The sequence below is a fragment of the Primorskyibacter sp. S87 genome, assembly GCF_049801055.1.
Taxonomy (GTDB): Bacteria; Pseudomonadota; Alphaproteobacteria; order Rhodobacterales; family Rhodobacteraceae; genus JBNAGF01.
The window spans coordinates 1-25,725 of sequence record NZ_JBNAGF010000007.1 but is presented as its reverse complement, the minus strand read 5'-3'; the positions used below and the strand labels follow the sequence as shown (position 1 = coordinate 25,725).

Annotated in this window: 29 protein-coding genes; 16 read left to right on the top strand and 13 right to left on the bottom strand. The window is 57.5% G+C overall.

Annotated elements, in window-relative coordinates; translation table 11 throughout:
• Window positions 1-50: 50 nt before the first annotated feature.
• Window positions 51-1,328, top strand: a complete 1,278-nt coding sequence (gene phaZ, locus ACP15U_RS13035) for a polyhydroxyalkanoate depolymerase (RefSeq protein ID WP_425045584.1) — start codon at window positions 51-53, stop codon at window positions 1,326-1,328.
• Between the two features lie 2 nt (window positions 1,329-1,330).
• Window positions 1,331-1,927 carry a DUF6151 family protein gene (locus ACP15U_RS13030; protein WP_425045583.1) on the top strand — a complete coding sequence of 199 codons (597 nt, stop codon included), beginning with the start codon at window positions 1,331-1,333 and terminating at the stop codon, window positions 1,925-1,927.
• Here the strand turns inward: ACP15U_RS13030 and ACP15U_RS13025 are convergent.
• From ACP15U_RS13025 to ACP15U_RS13005, 5 genes are all read right to left on the bottom strand, one after another.
• Window positions 1,906-2,616 carry an alpha/beta fold hydrolase gene (locus tag ACP15U_RS13025; RefSeq protein ID WP_425045582.1) on the bottom strand — a complete coding sequence of 237 codons (711 nt, stop codon included), beginning with the start codon at window positions 2,614-2,616 and terminating at the stop codon, window positions 1,906-1,908. The genes ACP15U_RS13030 and ACP15U_RS13025 overlap by 22 nt on opposite strands.
• A gap of 106 nt (window positions 2,617-2,722) precedes the next feature.
• On the bottom strand, window positions 2,723-3,337 hold the full coding sequence (locus ACP15U_RS13020; protein ID WP_425045783.1) for a hypothetical protein: 615 nt from the start codon (window positions 3,335-3,337) through the stop codon (window positions 2,723-2,725).
• Window positions 3,338-3,379: 42 nt separating this feature from the next.
• Window positions 3,380-3,808 carry a VOC family protein gene (locus ACP15U_RS13015; protein ID WP_425045581.1) on the bottom strand — a complete coding sequence of 143 codons (429 nt, stop codon included), beginning with the start codon at window positions 3,806-3,808 and terminating at the stop codon, window positions 3,380-3,382.
• A complete protein-coding gene (locus tag ACP15U_RS13010; RefSeq protein ID WP_425045580.1) occupies window positions 3,808-4,800 on the bottom strand; it encodes an alpha/beta hydrolase in 993 nt (330 codons plus the stop codon). Before ACP15U_RS13010 ends, ACP15U_RS13015 begins: the two co-directional genes overlap by 1 nt.
• Window positions 4,800-5,546, bottom strand: a complete 747-nt coding sequence (locus tag ACP15U_RS13005) for an alpha/beta fold hydrolase (RefSeq protein ID WP_425045579.1) — start codon at window positions 5,544-5,546, stop codon at window positions 4,800-4,802. The genes ACP15U_RS13010 and ACP15U_RS13005 overlap by 1 nt, the downstream gene beginning before the upstream one ends.
• A 256-nt stretch (window positions 5,547-5,802) precedes the next feature.
• Here ACP15U_RS13005 and thrS point away from each other — a divergent pair, with 256 nt between their 5' ends.
• The 5 genes from thrS (at window position 5,803) to ACP15U_RS12980 (ending at window position 10,581) form a co-directional block, all read left to right on the top strand.
• Window positions 5,803-7,794: a threonine--tRNA ligase gene (thrS, locus tag ACP15U_RS13000; protein ID WP_425045578.1), complete on the top strand. Its 1,992-nt coding sequence runs from the start codon at window positions 5,803-5,805 to the stop codon at window positions 7,792-7,794.
• A gap of 220 nt (window positions 7,795-8,014) precedes the next feature.
• Window positions 8,015-8,320, top strand: coding sequence for a DUF2282 domain-containing protein (locus tag ACP15U_RS12995; protein ID WP_425045577.1), 306 nt, complete (start codon window positions 8,015-8,017; stop codon window positions 8,318-8,320).
• A 77-nt stretch (window positions 8,321-8,397) separates the two neighbouring features.
• Window positions 8,398-9,255, top strand: a complete 858-nt coding sequence (locus ACP15U_RS12990; RefSeq protein ID WP_425045576.1) for a DUF692 domain-containing protein — start codon at window positions 8,398-8,400, stop codon at window positions 9,253-9,255.
• Entirely contained in the window at window positions 9,252-10,010 is a 759-nt protein-coding gene (locus ACP15U_RS12985) for a putative DNA-binding domain-containing protein (protein WP_425045575.1), read from the top strand. The genes ACP15U_RS12990 and ACP15U_RS12985 overlap by 4 nt, the downstream gene beginning before the upstream one ends.
• A 4-nt stretch (window positions 10,011-10,014) precedes the next feature.
• Entirely contained in the window at window positions 10,015-10,581 is a 567-nt protein-coding gene (locus tag ACP15U_RS12980; protein ID WP_425045574.1) for a DoxX family protein, read from the top strand.
• A 39-nt stretch (window positions 10,582-10,620) separates the two neighbouring features.
• Here the strand turns inward: ACP15U_RS12980 and ACP15U_RS12975 are convergent, their stop codons facing one another.
• Both ACP15U_RS12975 and ACP15U_RS12970 read right to left on the bottom strand, forming a co-directional pair.
• Window positions 10,621-10,989, bottom strand: a complete 369-nt coding sequence (locus tag ACP15U_RS12975; protein WP_425045573.1) for a hypothetical protein — start codon at window positions 10,987-10,989, stop codon at window positions 10,621-10,623.
• Between the two features lie 41 nt (window positions 10,990-11,030).
• A complete protein-coding gene (locus tag ACP15U_RS12970; RefSeq protein WP_425045572.1) occupies window positions 11,031-11,348 on the bottom strand; it encodes an ArsC/Spx/MgsR family protein in 318 nt (105 codons plus the stop codon).
• Between the two features lie 220 nt (window positions 11,349-11,568).
• Here ACP15U_RS12970 and ACP15U_RS12965 point away from each other — a divergent pair, with 220 nt between their 5' ends.
• On the top strand, window positions 11,569-11,775 hold the full coding sequence (locus tag ACP15U_RS12965) for a cold-shock protein (RefSeq protein ID WP_425045571.1): 207 nt from the start codon (window positions 11,569-11,571) through the stop codon (window positions 11,773-11,775).
• Between the two features lie 242 nt (window positions 11,776-12,017).
• Here the strand turns inward: ACP15U_RS12965 and thyX are convergent, their stop codons facing one another.
• The gene (gene thyX / locus ACP15U_RS12960) at window positions 12,018-12,926 is read right to left on the bottom strand and encodes an FAD-dependent thymidylate synthase (RefSeq protein ID WP_425045570.1); all 909 of its coding nucleotides are present in this window, start codon (window positions 12,924-12,926) and stop codon (window positions 12,018-12,020) included.
• Between the two features lie 198 nt (window positions 12,927-13,124).
• Here thyX and ACP15U_RS12955 point away from each other — a divergent pair, with 198 nt between their 5' ends.
• From ACP15U_RS12955 to ACP15U_RS12945, 3 genes are all read left to right on the top strand, one after another.
• Window positions 13,125-14,198: a hypothetical protein gene (locus ACP15U_RS12955; RefSeq protein ID WP_425045569.1), complete on the top strand. Its 1,074-nt coding sequence runs from the start codon at window positions 13,125-13,127 to the stop codon at window positions 14,196-14,198.
• Between the two features lie 9 nt (window positions 14,199-14,207).
• Complete coding sequence (locus tag ACP15U_RS12950) at window positions 14,208-15,599, top strand: surface lipoprotein assembly modifier (RefSeq protein WP_425045568.1); 1,392 nt, start codon at window positions 14,208-14,210, stop codon at window positions 15,597-15,599.
• Window positions 15,600-15,695: 96 nt separating this feature from the next.
• Window positions 15,696-16,124 (top strand): VOC family protein, encoded by a 429-nt coding sequence (locus ACP15U_RS12945; protein WP_425045567.1) that lies wholly within the window; start codon window positions 15,696-15,698, stop codon window positions 16,122-16,124.
• A gap of 106 nt (window positions 16,125-16,230) precedes the next feature.
• Here the strand turns inward: ACP15U_RS12945 and ACP15U_RS12940 are convergent, their stop codons facing one another.
• From ACP15U_RS12940 to ACP15U_RS12930, 3 genes are all read right to left on the bottom strand, one after another.
• On the bottom strand, window positions 16,231-16,728 hold the full coding sequence (locus tag ACP15U_RS12940; RefSeq protein ID WP_425045566.1) for a MarR family winged helix-turn-helix transcriptional regulator: 498 nt from the start codon (window positions 16,726-16,728) through the stop codon (window positions 16,231-16,233).
• A 74-nt stretch (window positions 16,729-16,802) separates the two neighbouring features.
• Complete coding sequence (locus tag ACP15U_RS12935) at window positions 16,803-17,060, bottom strand: succinate dehydrogenase assembly factor 2 (RefSeq protein WP_425045565.1); 258 nt, start codon at window positions 17,058-17,060, stop codon at window positions 16,803-16,805.
• On the bottom strand, window positions 17,057-17,455 hold the full coding sequence (locus ACP15U_RS12930) for a helix-turn-helix domain-containing protein (protein ID WP_425045564.1): 399 nt from the start codon (window positions 17,453-17,455) through the stop codon (window positions 17,057-17,059). The genes ACP15U_RS12935 and ACP15U_RS12930 overlap by 4 nt, the downstream gene beginning before the upstream one ends.
• Window positions 17,456-17,549: 94 nt before the next feature.
• Here ACP15U_RS12930 and ACP15U_RS12925 point away from each other — a divergent pair, with 94 nt between their 5' ends.
• Window positions 17,550-18,752: a pyridoxal phosphate-dependent aminotransferase gene (locus ACP15U_RS12925; protein ID WP_425045563.1), complete on the top strand. Its 1,203-nt coding sequence runs from the start codon at window positions 17,550-17,552 to the stop codon at window positions 18,750-18,752.
• 10 nt (window positions 18,753-18,762) lie between these two features.
• A complete protein-coding gene (locus ACP15U_RS12920) occupies window positions 18,763-19,176 on the top strand; it encodes a hypothetical protein (protein WP_425045562.1) in 414 nt (137 codons plus the stop codon).
• A 15-nt stretch (window positions 19,177-19,191) separates the two neighbouring features.
• On the opposite strand, the gene ACP15U_RS12915 is transcribed toward ACP15U_RS12920, so the two are convergent.
• Entirely contained in the window at window positions 19,192-20,565 is a 1,374-nt protein-coding gene (locus ACP15U_RS12915; protein WP_425045561.1) for an MATE family efflux transporter, read from the bottom strand.
• 96 nt (window positions 20,566-20,661) lie between these two features.
• Here ACP15U_RS12915 and ACP15U_RS12910 point away from each other — a divergent pair, with 96 nt between their 5' ends.
• On the top strand, window positions 20,662-21,315 hold the full coding sequence (locus ACP15U_RS12910) for a DUF2461 domain-containing protein (RefSeq protein WP_425045560.1): 654 nt from the start codon (window positions 20,662-20,664) through the stop codon (window positions 21,313-21,315).
• Window positions 21,316-21,339: 24 nt separating this feature from the next.
• Here the strand turns inward: ACP15U_RS12910 and ppk2 are convergent, their stop codons facing one another.
• Complete coding sequence (gene ppk2 / locus ACP15U_RS12905; protein ID WP_425045559.1) at window positions 21,340-22,359, bottom strand: polyphosphate kinase 2; 1,020 nt, start codon at window positions 22,357-22,359, stop codon at window positions 21,340-21,342.
• Window positions 22,360-22,558: 199 nt separating this feature from the next.
• Here ppk2 and parE point away from each other — a divergent pair, with 199 nt between their 5' ends.
• A complete protein-coding gene (gene parE / locus ACP15U_RS12900; protein ID WP_425045558.1) occupies window positions 22,559-24,514 on the top strand; it encodes a DNA topoisomerase IV subunit B in 1,956 nt (651 codons plus the stop codon).
• Window positions 24,515-24,739: 225 nt separating this feature from the next.
• On the top strand, window positions 24,740-25,672 hold the full coding sequence (locus ACP15U_RS12895) for an IS5 family transposase (protein WP_425043710.1): 933 nt from the start codon (window positions 24,740-24,742) through the stop codon (window positions 25,670-25,672).
• The last annotated feature ends 53 nt before the right edge of the window (window positions 25,673-25,725 follow it).

Sequence of the window (25,725 nt, the reverse complement as noted above, 5' to 3'; positions counted from 1 at the left end):
CAAAGCGACGAATGGTCCGGTTTTTGCCGGTGTAACATCTGGAGAACTCTATGCGCTATATGATGACGTACGATCTGATGGAAACGATGCGCAACACCAACCAATGGTTGGGTGCCACTGCGCTGTCCATGGCGTCGTACCCGTTGTTCAGCATGGTGCCGAACCCGGCATTCAACTGGATTTCCGCATGGGGTGAAGTGACCGAGCGCACTTTTCAGCGCATGACAGTCAAGCCCGACTGGGGCATTCGCACATTCACCTGTGAAGATGGCAAGGACCATCTGGTCGATATCGAAACCGTGATGGAGCGCCCGTTTGGCGACCTGCTTCACTTCAAGGTAAGCGGACGAAAGACCCAGCCGCGCAAGGTTCTGCTTGTTGCGCCGATGTCGGGTCATTACGCAACGCTGCTGCGGTCCACCGTCAAAAGCCTTCTGGTCAACTGCGAAGTATATGTCACCGACTGGCACAATGCTCGCGACATTCCGGTTTCAGCAGGCAAGTTCGACGTCGAGGACTATACACTTTATCTGGTCGATTTCATGCGCGAGATGGGCCCGGACACCCATGTCGTTGCTATCTGCCAACCTGCGCCGTTGACCCTGGCTGCGACCGCATACCTGGCCGAGCAGGACCCTGCGGCCCAGCCGCTGTCACTGACACTGATCGGAGGACCGATCGATCCGGATGCGACGCCCACCGAAGTGACCGACTTTGGACGCCGTGTAACGATGGGCCAATTGGAAGAAACCATGATCCAGCGGGTCGGGTTCAAATATAAGGGCGTCGGCCGCATGGTCTATCCAGGCCTTCTGCAACTGGCATCGTTCATGTCGATGAACGCCGAGCGCCACTCAGCAGCCTTTCAGGATCAGATCCAACGCGTGATGCGTGGTGAGGCCTCGGACCACGATGCCCACAACCGGTTCTATGACGAGTATCTTGCTGTCATGGACATGCCGGCAGAATTCTACCTTTCAACTGTCGAACGGATCTTCAAGAACCGCGAGATTGCCCGGAACGAGTTTGTTGTTGCCGGACACAAAGTCGATATCGGAGCGATTACCGACGTCGCCGTGAAAACGGTCGAAGGGGCAAAAGACGATATCTCGGCACCCGGACAATGCGTCGCTGCGCTTGATCTCTGCACCGGACTTCCCGACAGCAAAAAGGCCAACCACCTCGAGCCCGGAGCCGGCCACTACGGCATCTTTGCTGGCAGATCGTGGCGCGACAACATTCGTCCGCTGGTCATTGACTTTATGAACGCCAACAGCAAGCGGCAGCCCAAGCTGAAGCCGGTTCGCGGCAAGACCACGGCGGCTTGATCATGAGCGGTGCGGATGGCAATGCGCCAACCACACCGCTTGCCTTTTCCTGTGACTGTGGAACCGTGCGCGGCGAGCTTTCTCCGGTTCGCGGCAATCACGTCGTTTGCTATTGCCCCGACTGTCGGGCGGCTGAACTTCATCTTGGCCGGCCCGACCCCGCTACAGAGCCGGCAGACCTTTTCCAAACTGCGCCCGATACCGTAACCTTTACCCAAGGTGCGGACCATCTGGCGGTATTCCGGCTGTCCCCCAAGGGACCACTGCGCTGGTATGCCGACTGCTGCAATGCTCCGCTGTTCAATACGCTGGCGAGCCCCAAACTTGCGTTTTCCACGCTTCACACCAAACGTGTTGAGGATCAGGACAAACTGGGACCGATTGTCATCCGCGTGTCGGTTCCGCAACCGGACGGCACCAGAAAAACAGAAGGCAAGGGCCGCATGATCAGCGACATTCTTGGACAGATGCTGATGAACCGCATAACCGGACGCTGGAAACAGACACCTTTTTTTGACCCGGGTGGAGCACCAGTAGCTGACGTCTATCAACTGACCAAGGCCGAGCGAGCGGCGCTTTATCCTTCGGGTCGGTCCTGATCCAGCCAGCGACGCATGGCATCGGTCACGGCTTCGGGTTGCTCTAGTGTAGGCAGATGCCCCGACCCTTCCAGAACCAGAAGCTCTGCACCGGTGATGAGATCTGCCATCACCTTATGGCGTTGTGGCGGGCACATGCCATCGTACGCCCCGCACAGGATCAATGTCGGCACCTTTACCCGATGCAACCCGATTTGCAAATCCGGGCGGCGTTGCAAGGCGCGGCTCTGGCGGACATAAATTTCCGGCCCCAATGCGATACCCATCTCGACTACCCTGTCGAGCACGTCCAACCGCTGAGGGCCCGGAGCAAGGTATTCCGGCTTCAGTGTCTCTCGTATCACGTCTTCGAAGTTTCCAACCCGCGCCCGAACAATCAGCGGTTCCCGCATCGAGGCAACCTGCGGCGTTTCCGGAAGCGGCGTTGTATCCATCAGACACAACCGGGTAACCCGATCCGGTGCGCGTCGAACCAGTTCCATCGCCACGATACCACCCATGCTCAGCCCTGCCAGAGCAAAGCGCGGCGGCAACTGATCCAAAAGTCCCGAGGCGATCTCTTCGATCCGCTCCCCCTGCGTGATCGGGGCCACGGTGACAGCGCGGTCCTGTGACAATTCGATGAACTGATGCTGAAACACCCGTGCGTCGCACATCATGCCCGGCAACATGACCAGAGGTTCAATCATAAAACTGCTCCTTGCGCTGGTTCTATCGAAGGGAAAGTCACACTCGACGCCAGATTGGGGTTTTTCTGGAGATTGAGCATGAAACCGCATTCATGCAAGTGAAACGTCACGGATAAGATATTCCGCGAAATGGTGGAAAATCTGCGTATCGCGCCTGTCGCCGGGCGCGGTTTTCGCTGGGTTCGGCACCGCTCGCCAGCAATGTGCCACGCGGTGCAATATAGCTGTCTATCCGCCGCAACGGGTGCGGGCGCCAGACGAGGTTGAACGCGCAAAGCTTGGGAAAGAACCAGATTTCGGAGTAATTCAGATGATCGTGCATCCACCAGGCCAGATCACGCCAGTCCCGGCCTTGTGTATATCGGTCGGCAAACCACGGGATGACGATGGATGCCCCCGCGATCCTGTCATCGCCTGTTCCGCGGTCCCAGATGTGACATTCCAAAGGATTGTCGTTTCGGGCGCAGTTCAGCTTTCTCTCGTTTCCAAATCGGTTCAGAGAAGGTGATCTGTATCCGGATCTAACTGCAACACGGCCGAAGGTCTCCTCCAAAGGATCCAGCAGGGTCTCACACAGCGCCCGTCCGGTTTCCAATGCCAGATCAGGAACATCCGGAATGTTCTGTTGTGCGTGAAAGTTGCCGATCTCGGAGTAAAGAAAGTCGCGCATGAAAAAATGCCGGGAAAGACGCACCCGCCCTAGTGTTTCCAGGCTCCACATGCTGCCCGGTCGACGCATTACCGGCCTCTCTTTTGGGTGTGGTTACCCATAACCATTCCACCGAAATTCACCTGTCGGCCCCAGCATCGAAAACGGGTTATACGCAACCTCCCAAATGGTGTTACCAGGAGCGCGGAAATAGCCGTGAAAGCCGCCCCAGAACACCGGTTGAGCTTCTTTCAGTATATCTGCCCCGGCCGATCTGGCGTCTTCCAGAATAGTGCGTACGTCTTCTTCGGAATGACAATTATGGCTCAGCGTGAGCGCGCCCTGCCCCAGATCACCTGCTGTAAGGCCCATTTCATCCGCCAGCCGGTCAAGCGGATACAGCCCCAGTGTCTGCCCGATCAGATCAAAAGCAATGACGTCGTCAGGACTTTGGACACGTTGCCAGCCCATTTTCTCGTAGAATGCTGCGGCGCGGTCCATATCGGATACCCCGATCGTGATCAGGCTGACCCTCTGTTCCATCATTGAACTCCGATCTGCGCCAACCACATCAACATATCCTTGACTGCGATGTCCGTTTGCCCCGGTGACATGATGTCCCCCGCTATCACGTGAGAGGATGGATCATCGCCCTCACCCATTTCAACAACGTGCACGGTTGCGTCGGCTCCCCAGAGCCCGGCGATGTGGTGGGTGAGATCAGGTCGCACGACCGTGTCGGAATCAGAGATCCGAAACAATGCCGGGATACCCGCTTGGCGAAAATCAAGCGCGACCACTGCCTTGACCAGCGCGGCCATTGGGGCAAGCGCAGACCAGGAATAGGCATTGGTCCAATAAGTTGCCTGCGCTTCGTTTGCCGCCTCAAACGTCCGCTCGCCACCAAGTACCATCGGCAACCAGTGACGGGCAGCCGGCAGGGTCAACACCCATGCATTCGGGTCATTTACCCCGAAATTCGGCGATACAAATATCAGCGCGGCCACATCTCGGGACAATTCAGGGTGCAAGGCCGCCGCGGCTGCCAGGGTTCCGCCCGTCGATGTCGAGATCACGACCAGCTTCTCTCCGACCGCTCGCCCGGCTGCCAATGTTTCGGCTGTGTCGCGCATCCAGCCGGATGCGGTGGCTGAGGCCAAAGCATCGCCATCCAGCCCGTGCCCCTCAAGTCTTGCATAAACCAGATTGGCACCAAGCGCTTCGGCAATCCTGTCCGGGACCGGCCGGATTTCTTCAGAACTAGCGGAAAACCCGTGCAAATAAACGACGGAATACGGTGTGCGTTGTTCTTTGAAACCGTCTTGCCAAATGACCCTTTTCTCGACGCCCGGTACCAGCTTGGCATAGGCGCTCTCGACGGATTCGAAGTAAACTTGGACACCTTCCCCAAATCGGCGATGGTCAAATTCCGGCGACAGGTCGACATCTTCATAAGGGCCGAACCACCACAGCAATCCACCAACTGCGGCAAGTAACATCAGGATCCTGCCTAAAAGCTTGCCGAAAGCGCGCATCAACCTTCACCCATGACGCTCCGAATGGCGTCCTCCATCAATCCAAGGCAAAGTCCGTCGGAAAATCGGTGATCGGCATCCTTGACCAGAAGTAAGCGCATGTCGTCGCAGCCCGCGTGATCCAGCAAACGCAACGCCGTCTCAGTCGAGACAGCGGTATCAGCCGTGCCTTGCAGACAACGCACGGGGAACGGCAAAGATAGCGGAGCCCGCAAAACCAAACGCTTTCTGCCGTCCTCGATCATTCGCCGCGTGACGACATAGGGCTCCATATAGTCCGAGGGCAACTCGACCCGACCGGTCGCGTTCAGGGCTTCTTTCTGATCATCAGAAAACCCGGCCCACCATCCGTCCTCGGTGAAATCCGGGGCCGCGGCGACAGTGACCATTCCCACGATACGTTCCGGCAGGGCGCGGGCAAGCAGCAGGGCCTGCCACCCTCCCATCGAGGATCCGACGATCAGCAATGGCCCATCGGTCAATTGGGTCACGGCGGCAATCGTGTCTTCGTGCCAATCCCCGATGCACCCTTCTTCGAAATTGCCCGAGCTTTCACCATGCCCGGAGTAATCGAACCGCAAGTAGGATTGCCCACGTTGCCGACACCAAGCTTCAAGATGCACCGCCTTGGTGCCTTCCATATCCGACTTGAGACCACCAAGGAAAACCACGGTCGGGCCTCGCCCCTCGCTCTTGTTATAGGCCAGCCGCCGCCCCTGTGATGTCTCCAGAATTTCCGCTGCCACGACGACTCCCCCATTTGCTTGCACTCACATCATGCAAGCCGCCACGGCCCACCGCAATGTCGCAGTGTTGCCATTGACTGTTTTACATTGGTCCGACAAACGCAGCCGCAGAAAACCCGGATGAATGAGTGATCTGCAGCCAAGAATGGGATCACGCACAATGCTTGACAGCATAGTTTTCAACTGCCAAACGGGCGCTGCAACATAACCCGCAACCGGGCGTTCAGTGGGCGCCAAACCGACGAGGAGAGCCGACATGGCTTTGGACTCAAAACAAGTCTCTCTTACCTTCCCCGATGGCAATGCACGATCCTATGACGCAGGCATCACGCCCGCGCAGATTGCCGCCGACATCTCAAACTCGCTGGCCAAAAAGGCAATCAGCGCCACGGTGAACGGCAAGCACTGGGATCTGCAATGGCCGATCGACAGCGACGCCCAGATCGCCATCCACACCATGAAGGACGAGGAACAGGCCAACGAGCTGATCCGCCACGACCTTGCTCATGTTATGGCCCGCGCGGTGCAGGAGATCTGGCCCGCCACCAAGGTCACCATCGGCCCCGTCGTAGAAAACGGCTGGTATTACGATTTTGACCGGGAAGAGCCCTTCACACCCGAGGATCTCGGCCTGATCGAGAAAAAGATGAAGGAAATCATCAACAAGCGCGATCCCGTTACCACCGAGATCTGGGACCGTGAACGCGCTATCGCCTTTTACGAAGCCAACAATGAACCCTACAAGGTTGAGCTGATCGAATCGATCCCCGGCGATGAACCGCTGCGCATGTATTGGCACGGCCACTGGCAGGATCTCTGCCGCGGCCCGCATCTACAGCACACCGGCCAGCTGCCCGGCGATGCGTTCAAGCTGATGTCGATTGCCGGCGCCTATTGGCGTGGCGACTCCAGCCGCGCCATGCTGCAGCGAATCTATGGTGTTGCGTTCACCGGTAAGGAAAAGCTTAAGGCGCATCTGCACATGCTCGAAGAGGCTGCCAAGCGCGACCACCGCAAGCTGGGACGCGAAATGGACCTGTTTCACATGCAGGAAGAGGCCCCCGGCCAGGTCTTCTGGCACCCGAACGGCTGGACCGTCTACACCCAGCTGCAGGACTACATGCGCCGCAAACAGCGCGCTGGCGGCTACCGCGAGATCAACACGCCTCAGGTCGTCGACCGCAAACTGTGGGAAAAATCCGGCCACTGGGACAAGTACCAGCACCACATGTTTCTCGTCGAGGTGGATGAAAGCCGCGATGGCGAGCATGACGACGCCAGCGCGAAGAACCGCGCCGAAACACGGATCAACGCATTGAAGCCGATGAATTGCCCCTGCCATGTGCAGGTGTTCAACCAGGGGCTCAAATCTTACCGCGACCTGCCGCTGCGGCTGGCCGAGTTCGGCTCCTGCGCCCGGTTTGAACCCTCCGGCGCACTGCACGGTATCATGCGGGTGCGCGGGTTCACCCAGGATGATGCGCATATCTTCTGCACCGAAGAACAGATCCAGGAGGAATGCGCCCGCTTCATCGACTTCCTCGCCGATGTCTACCGCGAATTGGGCTTTCCCGAATTCGAGATCAAATTCGCCACCCGCCCCGAAAAACGCGTCGGCACGGACGAAAGCTGGGACTATGTCGAAGGCGCGCTGGAAAAGGCCATCAAGGCCGTCGGTCGCGACTACACGCTGGAACCGGGCGACGGCGCGTTCTACGGCCCCAAGCTGGATTTCTACCTCACGGATGCAATCGGCCGGGTTTGGCAATGCGGCACCTTCCAGGTTGACCCGAACCTGCCCGAACGGCTCGGCGCCAGCTATGTCGCCGCCGATGGCGACCGGCACCGCCCATACATGCTGCACCGCGCCTGCCTGGGCTCGTTCGAACGCTTTATCGGCATCCTGATCGAGAACTGGGAAGGCAAGCTGCCGTTCTGGCTCGCCCCGCGCCAGGTCGTTGTTGCGTCGATCACCTCGGAAGCGGACGACTATGTGCACGAGGTCGTCGCAGAGTTGCAAGCCGCCGGAGTGCGAGCCGAGGCCGACATTCGCAACGAAAAGATCAACTACAAGGTCCGCGAACATTCAGTCGGGAAGGTTCCGGTGATCCTCGCAGTTGGAAATCGCGAAGTCGAAGAGCGCACGGTATCTGTTCGCCGTCTGGGTGAAAAACAGACGTCTGTGCAGGAACTCGACATTGTAACAAAAGAGCTCGGGACCGCAGCAACCGCGCCCGATCTTCTGTAACAAACGACGCGTCCAAACCTCCAATTCGGCCCCTCTGTTTGGGCCGGATTGAAACACTTCAAATTATTCAAAACAAAATCAATAGCTTCAGTCCTCCACCGCCCTAACAGTGGCTGACGGGCTCGTGAGACACGGGCTCGTGAATTCAAGAGCTGCTCGCAAGGCGATACCTTTTGTATGTCACCACAACGACTCCGCAAACATACAAAGGATATTCGTGATGTCGCACTCAGCCAAAACTCTTGCCGTTGCCGGCGCCGTTGCCGCAGCCCTGACCGCAGCCACCACGACCACGGCCACTGCTCAAGCCAAGGAAAAATGCTATGGTGTTTCGCTGGCCGGTGAAAATGACTGCGCTGCTGGCCCCGGCACAACCTGCGCGGGCACATCGACAGTTGACTATCAGGGCAACGCCTGGACCTTGGTGGATGCCGGCTCCTGCGAGGGTATGGAATTGCCTACCATGGCAGATGGCGGTCAGCGCAAAGGCTCGCTGACACCGCTCGAGCGCGACCTTCCCGCATAAGGTTTGAAAGCTGGCGCGGGTCCGTTTGACGCGGCCCGCGCTTTCCCCATATGGCCGGTCAATCCAAGGAACCCGCTATGCTGGACACAACCCGCAGCTTTGATCGACTGCCCGCCGCCGCGGGTGTTGGCTATAAGCCCCAGCATTTTGCCCGGATCATCGAGAATGCGGGTGCGGTTTCCTGGCTAGAGATCCACGCAGAAAACTACATGGGTGACGGTGGCAGACCTCTGGCACAGCTTCGTCATCTGTCCGAACGGTTTCCGATCTCGGTTCATGGCGTCGGTCTGTCCATCGGTGGAGAAGGTTCGCTGGACCGCGATCACCTTGCCCGCCTCAGGCACCTGGTCGACTGGTTGAAACCCGCCAGTTTCTCGGAGCATCTGGCGTGGTCGACCCATGAAGGGCATTTTCTAAACGATTTGCTTCCGCTGCCCTACACCGACGAAACTCTGCAAAGGGTCTGCGACCACATCGACCAGCTGCATGATGCCGTTGGTCGACGGATGCTGCTCGAAAACCCATCTTCATACCTGGCTTTTGACGAAAGCACGTGGAGCGAACCCGATTTTCTGCGTGAAGTCTCTGATAGGACGGGCTGCGGGCTTCTACTCGACCTCAACAACGTATTCGTTTCCGCAACCAACCTTTCGTTTTCGCCTCAAGGCTACATAGACGCCTACCCACTGGATCTCGTCGAAGAAATCCACCTTGGCGGCCACGACACAGACGCCGACGAACATGGCAATGTCCTTCTGATCGACAACCACGGTCAACCGGTTGTGGATCCAGTCTGGGCATTGTTGGATACCGTTCTGGAAACTGCCGGGCCGAAACCCGTGCTAGTCGAATGGGATAACGATGTTCCGGACTGGCCGGTTCTGGAAGCCGAGGCAGCCCGAGCCCGGGCGGCGCTGGAACGCGTTCCGACATGAACGGGTCACAGGATGACTTCACCGTTGCGCTGCTGGACCCTGCGCAACCTGTTCCCGCAGGATTGACGGACGCGGCCGGACGTCCTGCCGGACGTCGCTTTGACGTCTACCGTAACAACGTCGCGGCATCGCTCACCGAAGCCATGCATCAGGCGTTTCCGGTCGTTGCTAAATTACTGGGGCAGCAGAACATGGACGGAGTGGCGGGCATCTTTCTTCGCCAGCATCCCCCGAAATCGCCCCTTATGATGCACTACGGCGCTGCTTTCCCCGAGTTTCTCTCCGGCTTGGAACAGCTGTCGCATCTGGGCTATCTCCCGGACGTTGCCCGAATGGAGCTTGCTCTGCGTCGGTCCTACCATGCCGCAGATGCCCAGGCGATCGATCCTCAAGCGCTCTGCATAGAGCCTGAGGCCCTTATGGGGTCCACTTTGGCTCTTGCCCCTTCTGCAGAACTTGTCCGTTCACCCTGGCCAATTTTCGCCATTTGGATGTTCAACATGCAGCAAGACGCGCCGAAACCGGCACCGGGCGCGCAGGATGTTCTGATCACGCGACCCGAGTTTGACCCCGCGCCCAATCTGCTGCCGCTCGGGGGTGCGGAGCTGATTGCCGCCCTGAGCAAGGGGGAAACACTTGGGGCGGCCTATGAAAAGGCGCTGGCAACCGACCCGGATTTCGATCTCGGGCCCGTGCTGACCCTGTTGCTGCAGGGCAATGCCATCACTTCACTCACGACCGAACACAAAGGATAAAGTCATGAACCTGCTTGTCTCGATACACAACAAGGTGTTCGACATGGTCGAAATGGGCGGGAACTGGCTGCTCCCGCTGTTCGCGCGTTTCACCTTTGCCGCGACACTTCTGATCTATTACTGGAACTCTGGCCTGACCAAGCTGGGCGACGGGCTTTTTGGCCTGTTTTCACCATCAATCGGGGCCTACAGCCAGATCTTTCCGAAACAGCTTGAGGCCGCTGGCTATGACGCCTCGCAGTTGGGTTTTTTTCACTGGCTGGTCGTAATGGCAGGAACTTACGCGGAATTCCTGCTCCCGCTTCTGATTGTGATCGGGTTGGCCACACGGCTTGCTGCGCTCGGAATGATCGGTTTCGTCATCGTTCAATCTTTGACTGACATTTATGGCCACGGGGCTACAGACGAAAAGACATTGGGTGCGTGGTTTGACCGTTTCCCGGATGCCGTCATCATGGATCAGAGACTTTTTTGGGTTCTTACCCTGACAATCGTCGTAATCAAGGGTGCAGGCTTTTTGTCGGTCGATGCACTTTTGCGTCGTCGATCGGAAACGCTTGCGGTCGCTTGAAACACGACGGACGGCCCTTGTTCCAAGGGCCGTCAGATTTCAGAAGTGAGCCTTCGGCTCATCCGGTTTGCCGGCCGCCAATGCCAGAACACCTGCGACAGCCGCAAAAGCCACAGGGAACATCGTGAATACGTTGAAACCAAAAGCGTGATACATTCCTGCCGCTGAAACCAGTAGCAGTACGCCGCCCCACAATGCCCTAGAGCGCGCCATCGCCCCGCCCGCGATTGCCAGCATCGGAGCCACCACCGAGGTCAATTGGATCAGATCGGCATTCTCCACCTGTTCAGCCAGCCCATCGACTTCGCCGAAATGTTCGATGAAAGCGACATAACCGAACCCAAAGAATCCCACTATCATTCCAATGCTTCCGGCAATAATGCCGAGAACGAGTGCTGCGTTGCGCATGTCCTGCCCTTCCTACTGCGAATTCCCAGATAGGTAGGCGCTCAGCCAACTCCAAGGGCTGCCCGTGTTTCTGCGGTCCAACCGAGATATAGTTTCTCTCCGGTCAAGATCAGCGGGCGCTTCATCAGGGTGGGGTGATCCATCAACAGATCCAGCGGCGGGCGAGCGCGCTCCGACTCGCTTAAACCGCGCCATGTGGTCGACCGAGTATTCAGCAAAGACGCCCCGAATTGCACTTCGGCTCTTTGCAACAGATCAGACGGAACATCATCAGCACGAACATCTACAAACTTTGCATCCGGCAGCATTTTCAATGCCTTGCGGCATGTGTCACAGGTTTTTAAACCGTAGAGCTTCATCTCGGACTCCATCCTTTTTTGCTGAAATACCCACCATTCGAGCCATTGGCACCCCCTTTTTCTTGATTTTTGAACTATCCGTGCAATCTTGTTCGCGGGACATCGACCCTTCAGACTTTTGCCGTGGTGACAAATTGCCGGTCGGCTGAAAGGCCGGCTGTACCACGAGCAACCCCGACAACTCGGGGGGAGACGTTCAAAGTAGAAGGAGACACGGGACATGCCAACTGGCACCGTGAAATGGTTTAATACGACAAAGGGTTACGGGTTCATCGAGCCTGACGAGGGCGGACAGGATGTGTTTGTACACATTTCGGCCGTCGAACGTTCGGGTCTTACGGGCCTCGCCGATAATCAGAAAGTTTCTTACGAGTTGCAAGACGGCCGCGACGGCCGGCAGATGGCCGGAGACCTCAAGGCTCTCTGAGACCCGAAGACTGCCGCGACGGCCCGGTTTGCCGGGCCCCGCATTGGCCGGTGGTTACAGGAGGTTGTCTCTGACACGACCCCCGGCGTCATCCGCACTGAAACGAACCGGCCACGGATCCCGGATCCGCTGGCCAAGTGTGGTTTTTTGCGTCGCTCATTACCCGGCAATGGAACCGGTTGCCAATGCCCAGACCTGCGGGTGTGGCCCCAAAAGAGCCACCCGCCGCACAGCCCCACTCCTTATCCTTCAAAGATCGCTTCGAACTCGCGCCATTCCCGTGTCGACATGCCCGAGTTTTCCTGCGTTACGGCCTCACCCTTCAATTGGCGGCGCAAGCAATCGACCATTTGCGCCGACAGGCTCACAGCACCCATTCTGTAGTCTTCGAAAGCGCGGTAAGCCGCCGGCACCCAGTCCGCGACCACGTTGCAAATTGCATCTGCGTAAACCCGGATCTCGTATTGTGCATGGGAATCCGCACGCAGACGGAGGAAATGGAAAAGATTGTGGAGATCCACTTTCCAGTACCACTGGGTATAAATGTTCGCCGGTAGGTTCATCCGGGCCAATTCGCGGGCAAGCCCTCCCTGACCATCCTGCGAGATCATCGCCTCATAATTGTCGTAGCAACGGGCGCTGTCCGCCTTGAGGATTTCCAGAACTCGAGCGGCTTCTTCACCCTGCAAGGTGTCTCCGCGGCCTTGGTTGTTGACCTCGGATTGCGCCGATATGTGCTCGGGCGCCGGGATGTAGAATTCCCGGTCAAGGATCGAATAACGCGCCGAATACTCGTTCACATTTGCAGTGCGGTGACGGATCCATTGACGCGCAACAAACACCGGCAGTTTCACGTGCAGCTTGATTTCGCACATTTCGAATGGCGTGGAATGCCAGTGGCGCATCAGATAGCGGATCAAGCCCTCGTCGTTCTGCACTGACTTTGTGCCTTTTCCATATGACACCCGCGCCGCCTGACAGATTGCCGCATCGTCACCCATGTAATCGATCACCCGGACAAAACCATGATCCAGCACTTGGTGCGGAGTATAAAGATGGCCTTCCATCCCCGGCGCAACCACTCGCAGGGTGGATTGAGAATTGGCGCGCAGAGCCTCAATTTGAGCCTCTTGTTCGGGCGACAGCAGCATAAGGCATCCTTTCACACAATGAGTCGCACTCAACTATATATGCGAAAGGATCAGGCGAAAACCGCTATATAAGGTATGGCATTTCCGCCATTCCGACACCCAATTCTCTCCAAACGGGTGTTCTTTTGTTGACTTTCCTCCATGTTCACAGGAATTTGCAAAAAAAAGTGATGGCAACACGAGCAGAGGCTGGCAGTCATGAACAAGTTTATTGTTGCGGTCGCAGCGGCACTTACACTGGCCGCTTGCGGAGGCGGAAGTACACCGTTCGAGGACGCCGCAGCAGAGGACAGCGACACCTCTTCGGGCGACGGCAGCACTGACGGCAACACCGATACCGATGGCGGAACCGCGATCAACGGCGATCGCAGCTTGCCTCCGGGAACAGCCTCGCCGCAACCAACGCTTGGTATCTTCCGATCCGAACCCACCAGCACTCAGACAGGGGCGACGGGCAACGGCTTTGCCACAGGTGTGAGCTACGACAGCGCAAACGATACCTTCACAGTCGACAATCTTGGCTTTGACGGAGACAATACATACTCGCGCGGAACAGCGGTCAGCAGCCTTGGGCCATATGCCGTTTATGAGGCCGATCAGCAGGTTACGGATGGCTTCAGCGGCAACCCGGTCAACCAATTGTCGCATCGCGCGATCTATGGCGTTTCGACGTCCGGAAATTCGCGTTTCGCGATTGTACGGACAGGCGCATATGTGGACTACGGTTTTGGCGGGTTCATCTATCAGCGGGACAATGGCGTCACGCTGCCCTCGACCGGGCAGGCGCTCTATAACGGCGTGATGGCCGGCATGCGCGATTTCAATGGGGCCGGCGGCCTGGAATACACAACTGCTGACATCGCTCTGGCTATCGACTTTGACGATTTCAACGATTCGACTGGCACACGAGGGGATGCTGTCCGCGGCTTCATTTCAAACCGGACCATTTATGACGCCAGCGGCAATGATATCACCAGCACGGTGGTTTCCCGGATCGAGCAGGACAACAACATCTCTCTCGGCAACATTCCGACTGCTGTGTTCACCGTGCAACCGGGCGTTCTCGACGACAATGGCGAAATGCTCGGCACGGTTCAAAGTTACTACACCGACAGCAGTGGCCAGACCGCGGTGTTCGAACAGGGCAACTATTACGCCATCGTTTCCGGAAACAACGCCGAAGAAGTCGTCGGGATCGTTGTTCTGGAAAGCACTCTGGACCCGATTTCTTCCAGTGTGCGTGATACCAGCGGCTTTGTTGCTTATCGTTAAGGAACGTCGATGCGAAAGCGGTGCCTCCGCTCATGGTTCGGGGCTGCCGCTCTTGCCTTTTTCCTGATCTCGGGAGCAGCAGCCGAAGAGGTTCGGCTTGACCCCGAACAGATGCGTCAGGTTGCAGGTCTGGCCCTTCAATCCGGCCAGCCTGATCGCGCCTACACCTACTCTGAGGCGCTGCTGAAGCGGGATCCGGATGACCGTATTGCCCTTCTGATCAATGCCGGGGCGGCCCGTAGCCTTGGCCAGTACGGCCATGCCAAATCGTCAGCACGACGGGCTTGGCAATTGTCCGAAACGGATGCCGAAAAATATGCGGCATCGCTGACCATGGCACAGGTTCTGTCGTCATCGGGCGCGCGCACACGTGCCCAGTGGTGGCTTCGGCGTGCCGTGGAACATGCGCCAAACGAGCAACTGACCAATCGTGCGATCCGGGATTTCAGATACGTGCGGGCAACGAATCCTTGGCTGACCCGGATCTCGTTTGCGATTACGCCGGATTCAAACATCAACAATGGCTCATCGGAACGCTCGTCCTTTCTCAACTATCGCCTGTCAGAGCTGCTGTTCGGCCAGCAGGTCGAGTATCAGCTTGACGGCGCCGCGGTCGCCCTGTCCGGCATCGAGTATGCATTCCGCCTAACCACCCGCTATCGTTTTGCCCAGACAGAAACTCGTGCGCACGATCTGGTGTTCACCTCGGACGTTCGCCACTACACGTTGTCTTCCAAGTCAAAGGAACTTGCCCCCGGTGTGGAAGGCAACGATTTCGCCTTTGCATCCTACACGTTCGGCTATGGTCAGCGCGGAATCAATTTCAATCGGCAAGGTGAGTATCGCGTGTACCTTGATCTGGGCCAAAGCTGGTATGGCGGGGATGAGTATGCCCGTTTCATTCGGCTAAGCGCAGGCCAGAGTTACACTTTTAAATCAGCCGAACGCATCAATTTCCGGCTCGCGGGCGAGCATCAAAAAGGCATAACCCGAAGCGATTCCGACACGCTGCGTGCCGATTTCTCCTATTCCCGGTTTCTGCGAAACGGCATGAGGCTTTGGACGAACCTGACCGGCGCGTATTCCAAGGCCTCTCTGGATGTCGATGAGTTTCAGGAAGTCGGGCTTCGTGCGCAGTTGACGCTGGCCAAACCGGTTGCGGGGGCGACTGTTCACTTGGGGTTGTGGCTGCGCAACAGGCAGTATGACGTGACGCCGCATTCCCGTGACGGGCGGCGCGAAGACAAGATCCAGGCCGATCTGACAATGGTTTTCAATCAGATCGACTATTACGGCTTCAACCCGACAATGCGTGTGACCGCATCGAAAACCGACAGCAATATCTCGCTGTATGACGCCAAGCGATTTGGCGTGAATTTCGGCATTCAATCCGCATTCTGAAGCTTTTGTTGGCTTATGTCCCGTTCCTTGGCTCGACAAGTCAGCGCGGGGCGCTAGAGTTCCCGCAAACCTCGAACAGGGATGGGAGTCGCGGAAATGGGCCTGAAATATCTGCACACGATGGTGCGTGTGAAAGATCTTGAGAAAAGCATGGCCTTCTATGAGCTTCTCGGGCTTAGAAAGACCCGACACTATGACAGTGAAGAAGGACGGTTTTCGTTGATCTTCATGTCGCCTCCGGGTCAGGAAGAGGCGCCTATCGAACTGACGTACAATTGGGATGGCGACGAAGGGTTGCCTAGCGACAGCCGACATTTCGGGCATCTCGCATACGGCGTCGACAACATATACGAAACCTGCCAGAATCTGATGGACAATGGAGTGATCATCAACAGGCCTCCACGCGATGGGCGCATGGCCTTTGTCCGCTCTCCCGACAATATATCGGTTGAACTGCTGCAGAACGGAGACGCACTGGAGCCGGCAGAGCCATGGCTGAGCATGGAGAGCAGCGGTCACTGGTAAGCGACATTCCCGCATTATCCGGGACATGGTTGTTTCCAGACATTGTGCCTTTGCCGCGGCCAATGAAAGCTTCGATCACGCTTCGGCAGGGCTGATCTGACGATCTTTAGTAGATGTAGCGTATCTGCTCGGTCCAATAGCGTTCCACCCGTTTTAGCGACGCGGTGATATCCTCAATTCCTTCATTGTCGATGACACCGCGTGTCTCCAGACCCTCGGCATGCCGGGAAAACAGCTCTGCCACCAGATCGCGGATCCCCCTGCCCTTCTGTGTCAGGCGCACCCGAACCGACCGGCGGTCGATCTCGCAGCGTTGATGGTGCATATAGCCAAGTTCGACCAGCTTCTTGAGGTTGTAACTGACATTGCTGCCCTGGTAGTAACCACGACTTTTTAATTCGCCAGCGGTAACCTCGTTGTCGCCAATGTTGAACAGTAACAATGCTTGAACCGCATTTATCTCCAGGACGCCGACGCGTTCAAATTCATCCTTGATCACGTCAAGGAGCAGTCGGTGCAAACGTTCTACCAATGCGAGGGCTTCGAGGTATCCGGTCATGAAGCTCTTGTTCGCGACCGGTCCGATCGGCATTTCAATACTCATCCGTCTCTCCGACTCACTTTTCTTGAACCGAAAGTGACCCGAAAACCCGAACAATCAGTTAAACCAAAATGCCTCTATTTCTGAAATGTCTGCGAGATGTCGTGAACCAGCGTGCCATAGCGGTCCGGGGTTTGAACCTGTCCGGTCACCCATTGGTAGAGATCCTGATCATTCTCGTGCAAAAGCGCATCGTATAGATCAAGTGCCTGATCGGACATGTCTTTGAGATTTGCGTCTGCATAGGCCGAAAGGATCAGATCCATTTCCTTTATGCCCCGACGCATGGAACGCATCTTCAAACGCTTGATCCGGTTTTCACGGATTTCGGTCATTGTTTTTCCTGCTCGACCAGCATCCGTAGCTTTTTCTCAAGCCGACCAGCCCGCTCCACATTAGAGCGCAATTCAGCCCGGATTTCACGAAGCTCGGCAAGAACTTCATACAAGTCCTGCGCTGCATTCAGCTCTTCGGCGGGGCCGGCCATGCCGTCGCCTTCGCCGGTCAACAGCCACATGATCGAAACATTCAGCAAACCGGCCATCATCGACAGTTTGTTGGCGCGCGGCTCAGCCAGATCCTGCTCCCAACTCGCGACGGTCGCCTTCTTCACTCCCAGACGGCGGGCCAGCTGGTTCTGGTTCATCCCTGCCGCCTCGCGGGCGCCAGCAACACGGTCGCCAAAAGTTGCTGCGTCGGGTCCGAACCAGTCTTGAACTTCTCCAGCCATTCGATTTCTCCCCAAATTGCCATCAGCACCGGCTTGATCGCCCATGTCGCGCACCCTATGACAGACATGCCAGAGTTACAAACCAAGGTGGCCCATGAGTTTCCTGTCTGCGACATTGTCCCGCGTTAAACCGTCTCCGACGATCGCAATGACGGCCAAGGCCGCCGAACTGAAAGCCGCGGGGCGTGACGTGATCGGGTTGAGCGCCGGTGAGCCGGATTTCGACACGCCGCAGAACATCAAGGACGCAGCGGTTGCCGCCATTGCGGCCGGCAAAACCAAGTATACGGCCCCGGACGGTATCCCCGAGTTGAAGCAGGCCGTTTGCAGCAAGATGAAGCGCGATCACGGGCTGGTTTATGTCCCAAACCAAGTATCTGTGGGCACGGGCGGCAAACAGACGTTGTACAACGCGCTGATGGCAACTCTGAACGAGGGCGACGAGGTCATTATTCCAGCACCGTATTGGGTCAGCTACCCCGATATGGTGCTTCTGGCCGGAGGCACACCTGTGGTGGTTGAAACCACAATCGGTAACCGCTTCAAGCTTACGCCGGCACAGCTGGAAGCGGCCATTACGCCTAGAACCAAATGGCTGATCTTTAACTCGCCGTCCAATCCAACCGGCGCCGGTTACAGCCGGGACGAATTGAAGGCGCTGACAGATGTTCTGATGCGCCACCCGCATGTGTGGGTGATGACAGACGACATGTATGAACACCTTGCCTACGACGGGTTCGAGTTTTGCACTCCGGCACAGGTTGAACCGGGGCTCTACGATCGGACCCTGACCTGCAATGGCGTCTCCAAGGCCTACGCAATGACCGGCTGGCGGATCGGCTACGCCGCCGGACCCGAGCAACTGATCGCAGCGATGCGCAAGATCCAGTCCCAAAGCACGTCGAACCCCTGTTCTGTCAGCCAGTGGGCAGCGGTAGAGGCGCTTGAGGGCACGCAGAGCTTTCTTGCGCCGAATGCCGAGTTGTTCAAACGCCGCCGCGATCTGGTGGTCGCAATGCTCTCCGAAATCGATGGAATCGATTGCCCGACCCCCGAAGGCGCCTTTTACGTCTATCCGTCGATCGCAGGGCTGATTGGCAAGTCCACGCCCGCCGGCACCAAGATCGACAACGACGAAACTTTTGCCAACGCGCTGCTCGAAGAAGCCGATGTGGCCGTCGTATTCGGAGCGGCCTTCGGTCTTTCGCCCAACTTCAGGGTCAGCTACGCTACGTCCGACGAAGCATTGAAAGAAGCGTGCAGCCGCATCCAGCGTTTCTGCGCATCGCTGAGCTGACGAGGGCAATATGGTCGCCGAGCTGCCGGACTATTACTTCCGCGTACGCGAGAACGGGGCATTTGTGTTCCGAGTGGACACCGAGAACCGGCAACGCCGGATCGAGATGGACCAGATTGCCGTGGTCAACATCCGCAATGGCGAGATCAAGCCGCATGGCAACCGCAAACTGTCGGAGGCCGATCTTGAAGAAATCCGAAACTGGATGGCCGAACGAACCGCTCTGCTGGCCACGCGCGATATTGACGATATCCACCGCGCTGTGGATTACCTGAACCAGACGACCCACTGGGCTCAATCGAAGGCGTCAGATGAGCAATTGGAGCAGGTCACCGATGCCTTGCTGCTGGCAATGCACGATCTTCGCTCGGTGCTGGTACGAAAAAAGGCAGACAGGCTGATGCGGGCCGACGCCAAGAGTTGACCTCTGCTGGGATAATCAGGCGGCTTCCGGCTGCGTCCCGACCTTACTCAACCCAACGGTCCAGAACCGCCACATCAGTAGGATTCCAGCGCAAGCGAGTCCGCAAACCAGACCCAGCCACACACCGACCCCCTGCCATTCCCAGACAAACCCCATCAGGTATGACACCGGTATTCCAACCGCCCAGTAGCTGAGCGCTGCGATGACCATAGGCACAGCGGTATCCTGCACTCCGCGCAACAGACCAAGAGCAATGACTTGCGCGCCATCAACCAGTTGAAACAGTGCAGCAACCGCAAGCAATCCCGCTCCGATCCGCAAAATCTCAGGGCGATCAGGGTCGGCGTTGTCCATGAACAGCGAAAGCAGGGGCTCCGGCCAGACCAGAAAACAGAAAATCGTTAGGGCTGCTGTCACCAACGACATCATCGTCACTACGATCGCCCCCTTGCCCATGTGGGCCCGGTCCCTTCGACCAAAGGCATTGCCCGCGCGTATCGTCGCCGCGTTGCTTAACCCGACATGCACCATGAACGTCGCCGATGTGAGCTGTAGCGTAATGCCATGTGCCGCCAACGGGATGGTCCCGAACCACCCCATCATCATGGTCGACGCGGCAAACAGGCTGACCTCGCTGAGGTTGGTCAGGCCGATTGGCACTCCGAGCCGAAACACGCTGCCAAGCATTTCCCAGTCGGGCCGCCAGAAACGCTGGAACAACGAGTGCTCTGGCAAGGACCGTACGGCATAGAAAATCACGGCGCCAAGGCTGACCAGTTGCGTTGCAACAGTTGCGATGGCCGCACCGACCACACCCAGCTCCGGAGCGCCCCAATTCCCGAAGATCAACGCGTAATTGACAATTGCGTTCACAACCGCAGCGGCGACCGTGATCCAGAGCACGATTTGCGTCCGCTCGAGTGCAGCCAGATAGGATTTCAGCACCATGACCAACAAGGCAGGGATGATCCCCCAGCCTCCGATACGCAGATACTGGCCCGCACGCGCCGCGACATCTGCGCCCTGGCCCAATGCAAGCAGGATACTCTCAGACCACCAGAATACGGGCATCACAAGCGTGGCGAACGCCAATGACAGCCACAGTCCCATTCGGGTCGCCCGCCGGATACTGGTTTGGTCGCCCTTTGCCTCGGCGGCTGCGACCATCGGCATGACGGCCCAGCCAAAGCCGGACCCCATGAGGAAGAAGACAAAAAAGTAACTCCCGGCAAGGGTAACCGCTGCCAGTGCCTCGACACCATACCAGCCGAGCATCACCGTATCGGTCAGCCCGATGGCGAATTGTGCCAGGTGCCCTCCGATCAATGGAAGCCCCAGTTTGGAGATGGCGCGGACATGGCCACCATATGTCATTGCCTGAGTCGTCATGCGACAGCGTTAGCCCTGCCCCGATCAACAGACAAGGGGACGTTTTGGCGGTATCCTGCGACCATGCTAGGGTGGCGTCAAACTTCGGAGAACGTGATGCATGATCCGTTTCACGCGTTGATTGCCGATGCTCGAGAGTTCCTGAACGACTTGGAAGCCAATAATTCGCGCGATTGGTTTCAGGGCGAAAAGGACAGATACGACCAAAAGCTCAAGCAACCGGCGCTTCGGCTGCTTGATCAGCTGTCCGCCACATTCGCAAGGATGCCCGATGTGCCATCGGTGCCAAAACTGTTCCGACCGCACAGGGATGTCCGTTTTTCAAAGGATCAGACCCCCTATCACACCCATTTGCACATGTTGTGGTCATCCGGCCGTGTTCCCGGCAGGGGACCGTGCCTGTTCTTCGGTGTGTCGCCGACATACGTGCGGTTCGGGGGCGGTATCATGGCATTTGAGAAAACCGGTCTGGACGACTGGCGGCAGGCAATTGACGGGAACTTCGGCTCAGAGCTCTCTGCCCTTCTAGTCCAACTTGAACGGCTGGGGTTCTTGCCCGAAGAGCCTGAGCTGAAGCGGGTGCCGGCTCCATATCAAAAGGATCACGCCCATGCAGATCTGTTGCGACGCAAAGGTCTGACCGTTTGGCGCGATCTGCCACGTTCGGATTGGATCACTCCTTTGAGCGCATTAACCAATATGCAAAAAAGCCTGCAACCGCTTTTGAAACGGCTGCAGGATCATCTTTAGAGGATCTGATTGTCAGCGCCCAGATTAATCACTCTTAACCCTGGAATCCGGGTGCAACGCAGCCCCGAGAATATGATCAGAGCGGTGGATCACATGATGCGCTTGCCCCACGATCAGCGGATCCGGCGCGGAAACGATTTCTGGATCCTTTCCCGGGTAGTCGAGCGAATTCAGGAAGTGCATCATGCAGTTCAGGCGGGCTCGCTTCTTGTCGTTCGATTTCACCACCGTCCAAGGCGCATCTGCGGTGTCGGTGTAGAAGAACATGGCCTCTTTGGCCTCGGTATAGTCATCCCACTTATCGAGGCTGGCCTTGTCGATCGGTGACAGTTTCCACTGTTTCAACGGATCAGTTTCACGCGACTTGAAGCGACGCAACTGTTCATCCCGGGTCACCGAGAACCAATACTTGTAAAGGCGGATCCCTGAGCGTGCCAGCATCCGTTCGACTTCCGGGGTCTGCCGCATGAACTCGAGGTATTCACTGGGTTCGCAGAAGCCCATGACCCGTTCGACACCTGCACGGTTGTACCAGGAACGATCATAGAAAACCATTTCGCCAACGGTTGGTAATTCTCTGATATAACGCTGGAAATACCACTGACCCTGTTCCTCCCAAGTGGGCTTGTTCAGCGCGACCACTCGCGCGGACCGTGGATTGAGGTGCTCCATGTAGCGCTTGATCGTTCCGCCTTTACCGGCGGCATCACGACCCTCAAACAGGATTACGAATTTCTGACCGGTCTCCTGCGCCCAATGCTGCACTTTCAGAAGCTCGGCCTGAAGCTTGGCCTTTCGCTCCTCATAGTCCTTGCGGGACATCTTTTCGTCGTACGGATACTTGCCACTTTCAAAGGCGGCCCGTACCTCTTCGAGCGATGGGGTCGGGCGCCGAACGGCCTCTTGTTCGGTCGCGGCACCAGTCCCGGTTTCAACTGAAACGACCTTGGCCGCTGCAGCTCTGGTCCGCGGCGCATTGTCCACAGGCGGTTTGGATGCATCGGTCTTGGATGCCGCGGAAAGCGGCTTGGCTGGTGCAGTCATGAATGTCTCCTCGTCAACAAAATCGTTGCACGAGCGATAGCAGTTTTCCGTTTCACCCGCTTTGATGCACGTCAAAACATGTAACGGTTTTGCTTCATTCCGTCACCTTACCCACAGCAATCGATGCCGCGCCTTCTTGCCCCGCCCGACCGGGGATGGTCTAATGCATGGTCAAAGAAGCACCAAGAATGAGCAGCAGATGACAGACCTACTCGACAGCACTGCACAGGATTCCTATGACGCCTCCTCCATCGAGGTTCTGGAAGGCCTGGAACCGGTGCGCAAGCGACCGGGGATGTATATCGGCGGCACCGACGAACGCGCCCTGCATCACATGGTGGCAGAGGTGCTCGACAATTCCATGGACGAGGCGGTGGCAGGACATGCCAATCGGATCGAGGTGGAATTGCACGAAGACTTTGCCATCACTGTTCGCGACAACGGCCGAGGCATTCCAATCGACCCGCACCCGAAATTTCCGGACAAATCTGCTCTGGAGGTTATCCTCTGCACCCTGCACGCCGGGGGGAAGTTTTCCGGCAAGGCATATCAGACTTCGGGCGGTCTGCATGGAGTCGGTGCGTCGGTGGTCAATGCACTCTCGGATTCCATGGTGGTGCAGGTTGCCCGCAACAAGGAGCTCTATGAGCAGCGTTTTTCACGCGGTCTGCCTCTGGGTCCGGTGGAAAAGATCGGTGCCGCCCCAAACCGGCGCGGCACGACGGTTACGTTTCATGCCGATGAACAGATCTTTGGCCATCACCGTTTCAAACCCGCCCGTCTGTTCAAGTCGATCCGCTCAAAGGCCTACCTGTTTTCGGGGGTCGAGATCAGATGGAAATCCGCGATCGATGACGGAGAAACACCGACCGAGGCCAGTTTCCACTTTCCCGGAGGTCTGTCTGACTATCTGAAAGAAACGATGAACGGGTCTTCGACCTATGCTGAGCAGCCGTTCTCTGGCACCGTCGATTTTCAGGAGAAGTTCAATACGCCCGGCAAGGTGGAATGGGCGATCAATTGGACACCTTCGCGCGACGGGTTCATCCAGTCCTACTGCAACACGGTACCCACGCCCGAGGGCGGAACGCATGTGGCCGGGTTCTGGGCGGCGATCCTCAAGGGTGTCAAGGCATATGGCGAGTTGGTCAACAACAAGAAGGCTGGCCAGATCACCCGCGACGATTTGATGACCGGCGGGTGTGCGCTGGTCTCATGTTTCATCAGCGAGCCCGAATTCGTTGGCCAGACCAAGGACAGGCTGGCGACAGTCGAAGCGCAGCGTCTGGTCGAAAACGCGGTGCGCGACCGGTTCGACAATTGGCTGGCCGCAGATACAAAATCCGCCGGGGCGATACTCGACTTCCTGATCCTGCGCGCTGAAGAGCGCCTGCGCCGCCGGCAGGAAAAGGAAACCGCCCGAAAGTCAGCCACCAAGAAACTGCGCCTGCCCGGAAAGCTGGTGGATTGCTCCGCCAACACCCGCGATGGAACCGAACTCTTCATCGTCGAGGGTGACTCCGCTGGCGGCTCTGCCAAGATGGCGCGCAACCGCAAGACGCAGGCGCTTCTGCCTCTGCGCGGCAAGATCCTGAACGTGCTGGGCGCGGCCTCGTCAAAACTGGGCTCGAATGCCGAGATCAACGATCTGTCACAGGCCCTGGGCGTGGGTCTGGGCACCCGGTTCAACATCGACGACCTGCGCTATGACAAGATCATCATCATGACCGACGCCGACGTGGACGGCGCGCATATCGCCTCGCTCCTGATGACCTTCTTCTTCACCCAGATGCGCCCGATGATCGACGCGGGGCATCTCTATCTCGCCTGCCCGCCGCTCTACCGGCTGACGCAGGGGGCGAAACGCGTCTATTGCCTTGATGAGGTCGAACGCGACGCATGGATTGAGAAGGGACTGGGGGGCAAAGGCAAGATCGACGTCTCGCGCTTCAAGGGTCTGGGCGAAATGGACGCCAAGGACCTGAAAGAAACCACGATGGATCCCGATAGCCGCAAGCTGATCCGCGTCACCATCGACGAGGACGAGCCCGGCGAAACCGGAGACCTCGTCGAACGGCTGATGGGCAAGAAACCCGAACTGCGCTTCCAATATATTCAGGAGAACGCGCGGTTCGTGGAGGAGCTGGATGTTTGAAGAACCTGGATACGGTCATCGGACGGCGAGCCGACACATCTGTTCAGGTCAACGGCGTCTACGTTCCAGTGAACTCTTTACCAGACAGGCTTCGGAATTTCGTCGCGCCTGCTCTATTTTTCTCGCCAGAATTTGAAATCTACAACCTTTCGATATCGGGCTGGCTTTGTTGCACAAATCGGTTGAGGGATTCACTGTGTGAATCCAGCGTGATAGCTGTGCGTCATGAGCAGTTGGGCCCCCACGAAATACAAGACCAGGAATTGGTCATCTTACAATGAGGCGTTGAGACGGCGCGGGTCGCTGTCGATTTGGTTTGACCCTGATATGGTCTGGGTTCCGCCACCGAGCGGCAAGCGCGGTCGGCGACACAGCTTTAGTGATGCTGCGATCCAAACCTGCCTGACGATCAAGGTGCTGTTTGGCCTTCCGCTCCGACAGACGACAGGCTTTGTGGAAAGCTTGTTGCAGTTGGTCGGGCTGGACTGGGCAGTTCCCGATTTCAGCACGCTGTGCCGCCGCCAGAGGACGCTGAACGTGGACCTGTCGTATCGTGGCAGTACCGGCCCGCTGAACCTTCTGGTTGATAGCACAGGCATCAAAGCTGAAGGTGAAGGCGAATGGAACGCACGCAAGCATGGCGGTCCCAAACGACGCATTTGGCGCAAGATACACATAGGGATCGACGAGGAAACGTTGGAGGTTCGAGCGGTCGAGGTTACCAGCAGCAACATCGGTGACGCGCCCATGTTGCCTGAGTTGCTGAACCAGATCCCCAACGACCAGGACATCGGATCAGTAACCGGCGACGGGGCCTATGATACGCGCAAATGCCATGACGCGATTGCCGCCCGGAATGCCCACGCTGTCATTCCGCCGCGTAAGAACGCCAAGCCGTGGAAACCCAGCAGCGCCGGAGCCATCGCCCGGAACGAAGCGGTTAACGCCTCACGATACTTGGGCCGCGCCATTTGGCGACAATGGAGCGGATACCACCGAAGAAGCCGTGTCGAGACCAAGATGCACTGTGTGAAGCTGATGGGGCAAAGTCTCATGGCGAGAGACTTTGATCGGCAGGTCGCAGAGATCCAAATCCGTGTCGCAGTCCTCAACCGCTATACCGCTCTTGGCATTCCCGTCACAGAAGCCGTAGGCTAAATCCGTCCGGGGAAAGGGGAAGTCCCATCCTCACAGGATTTGTGCAACAAAGC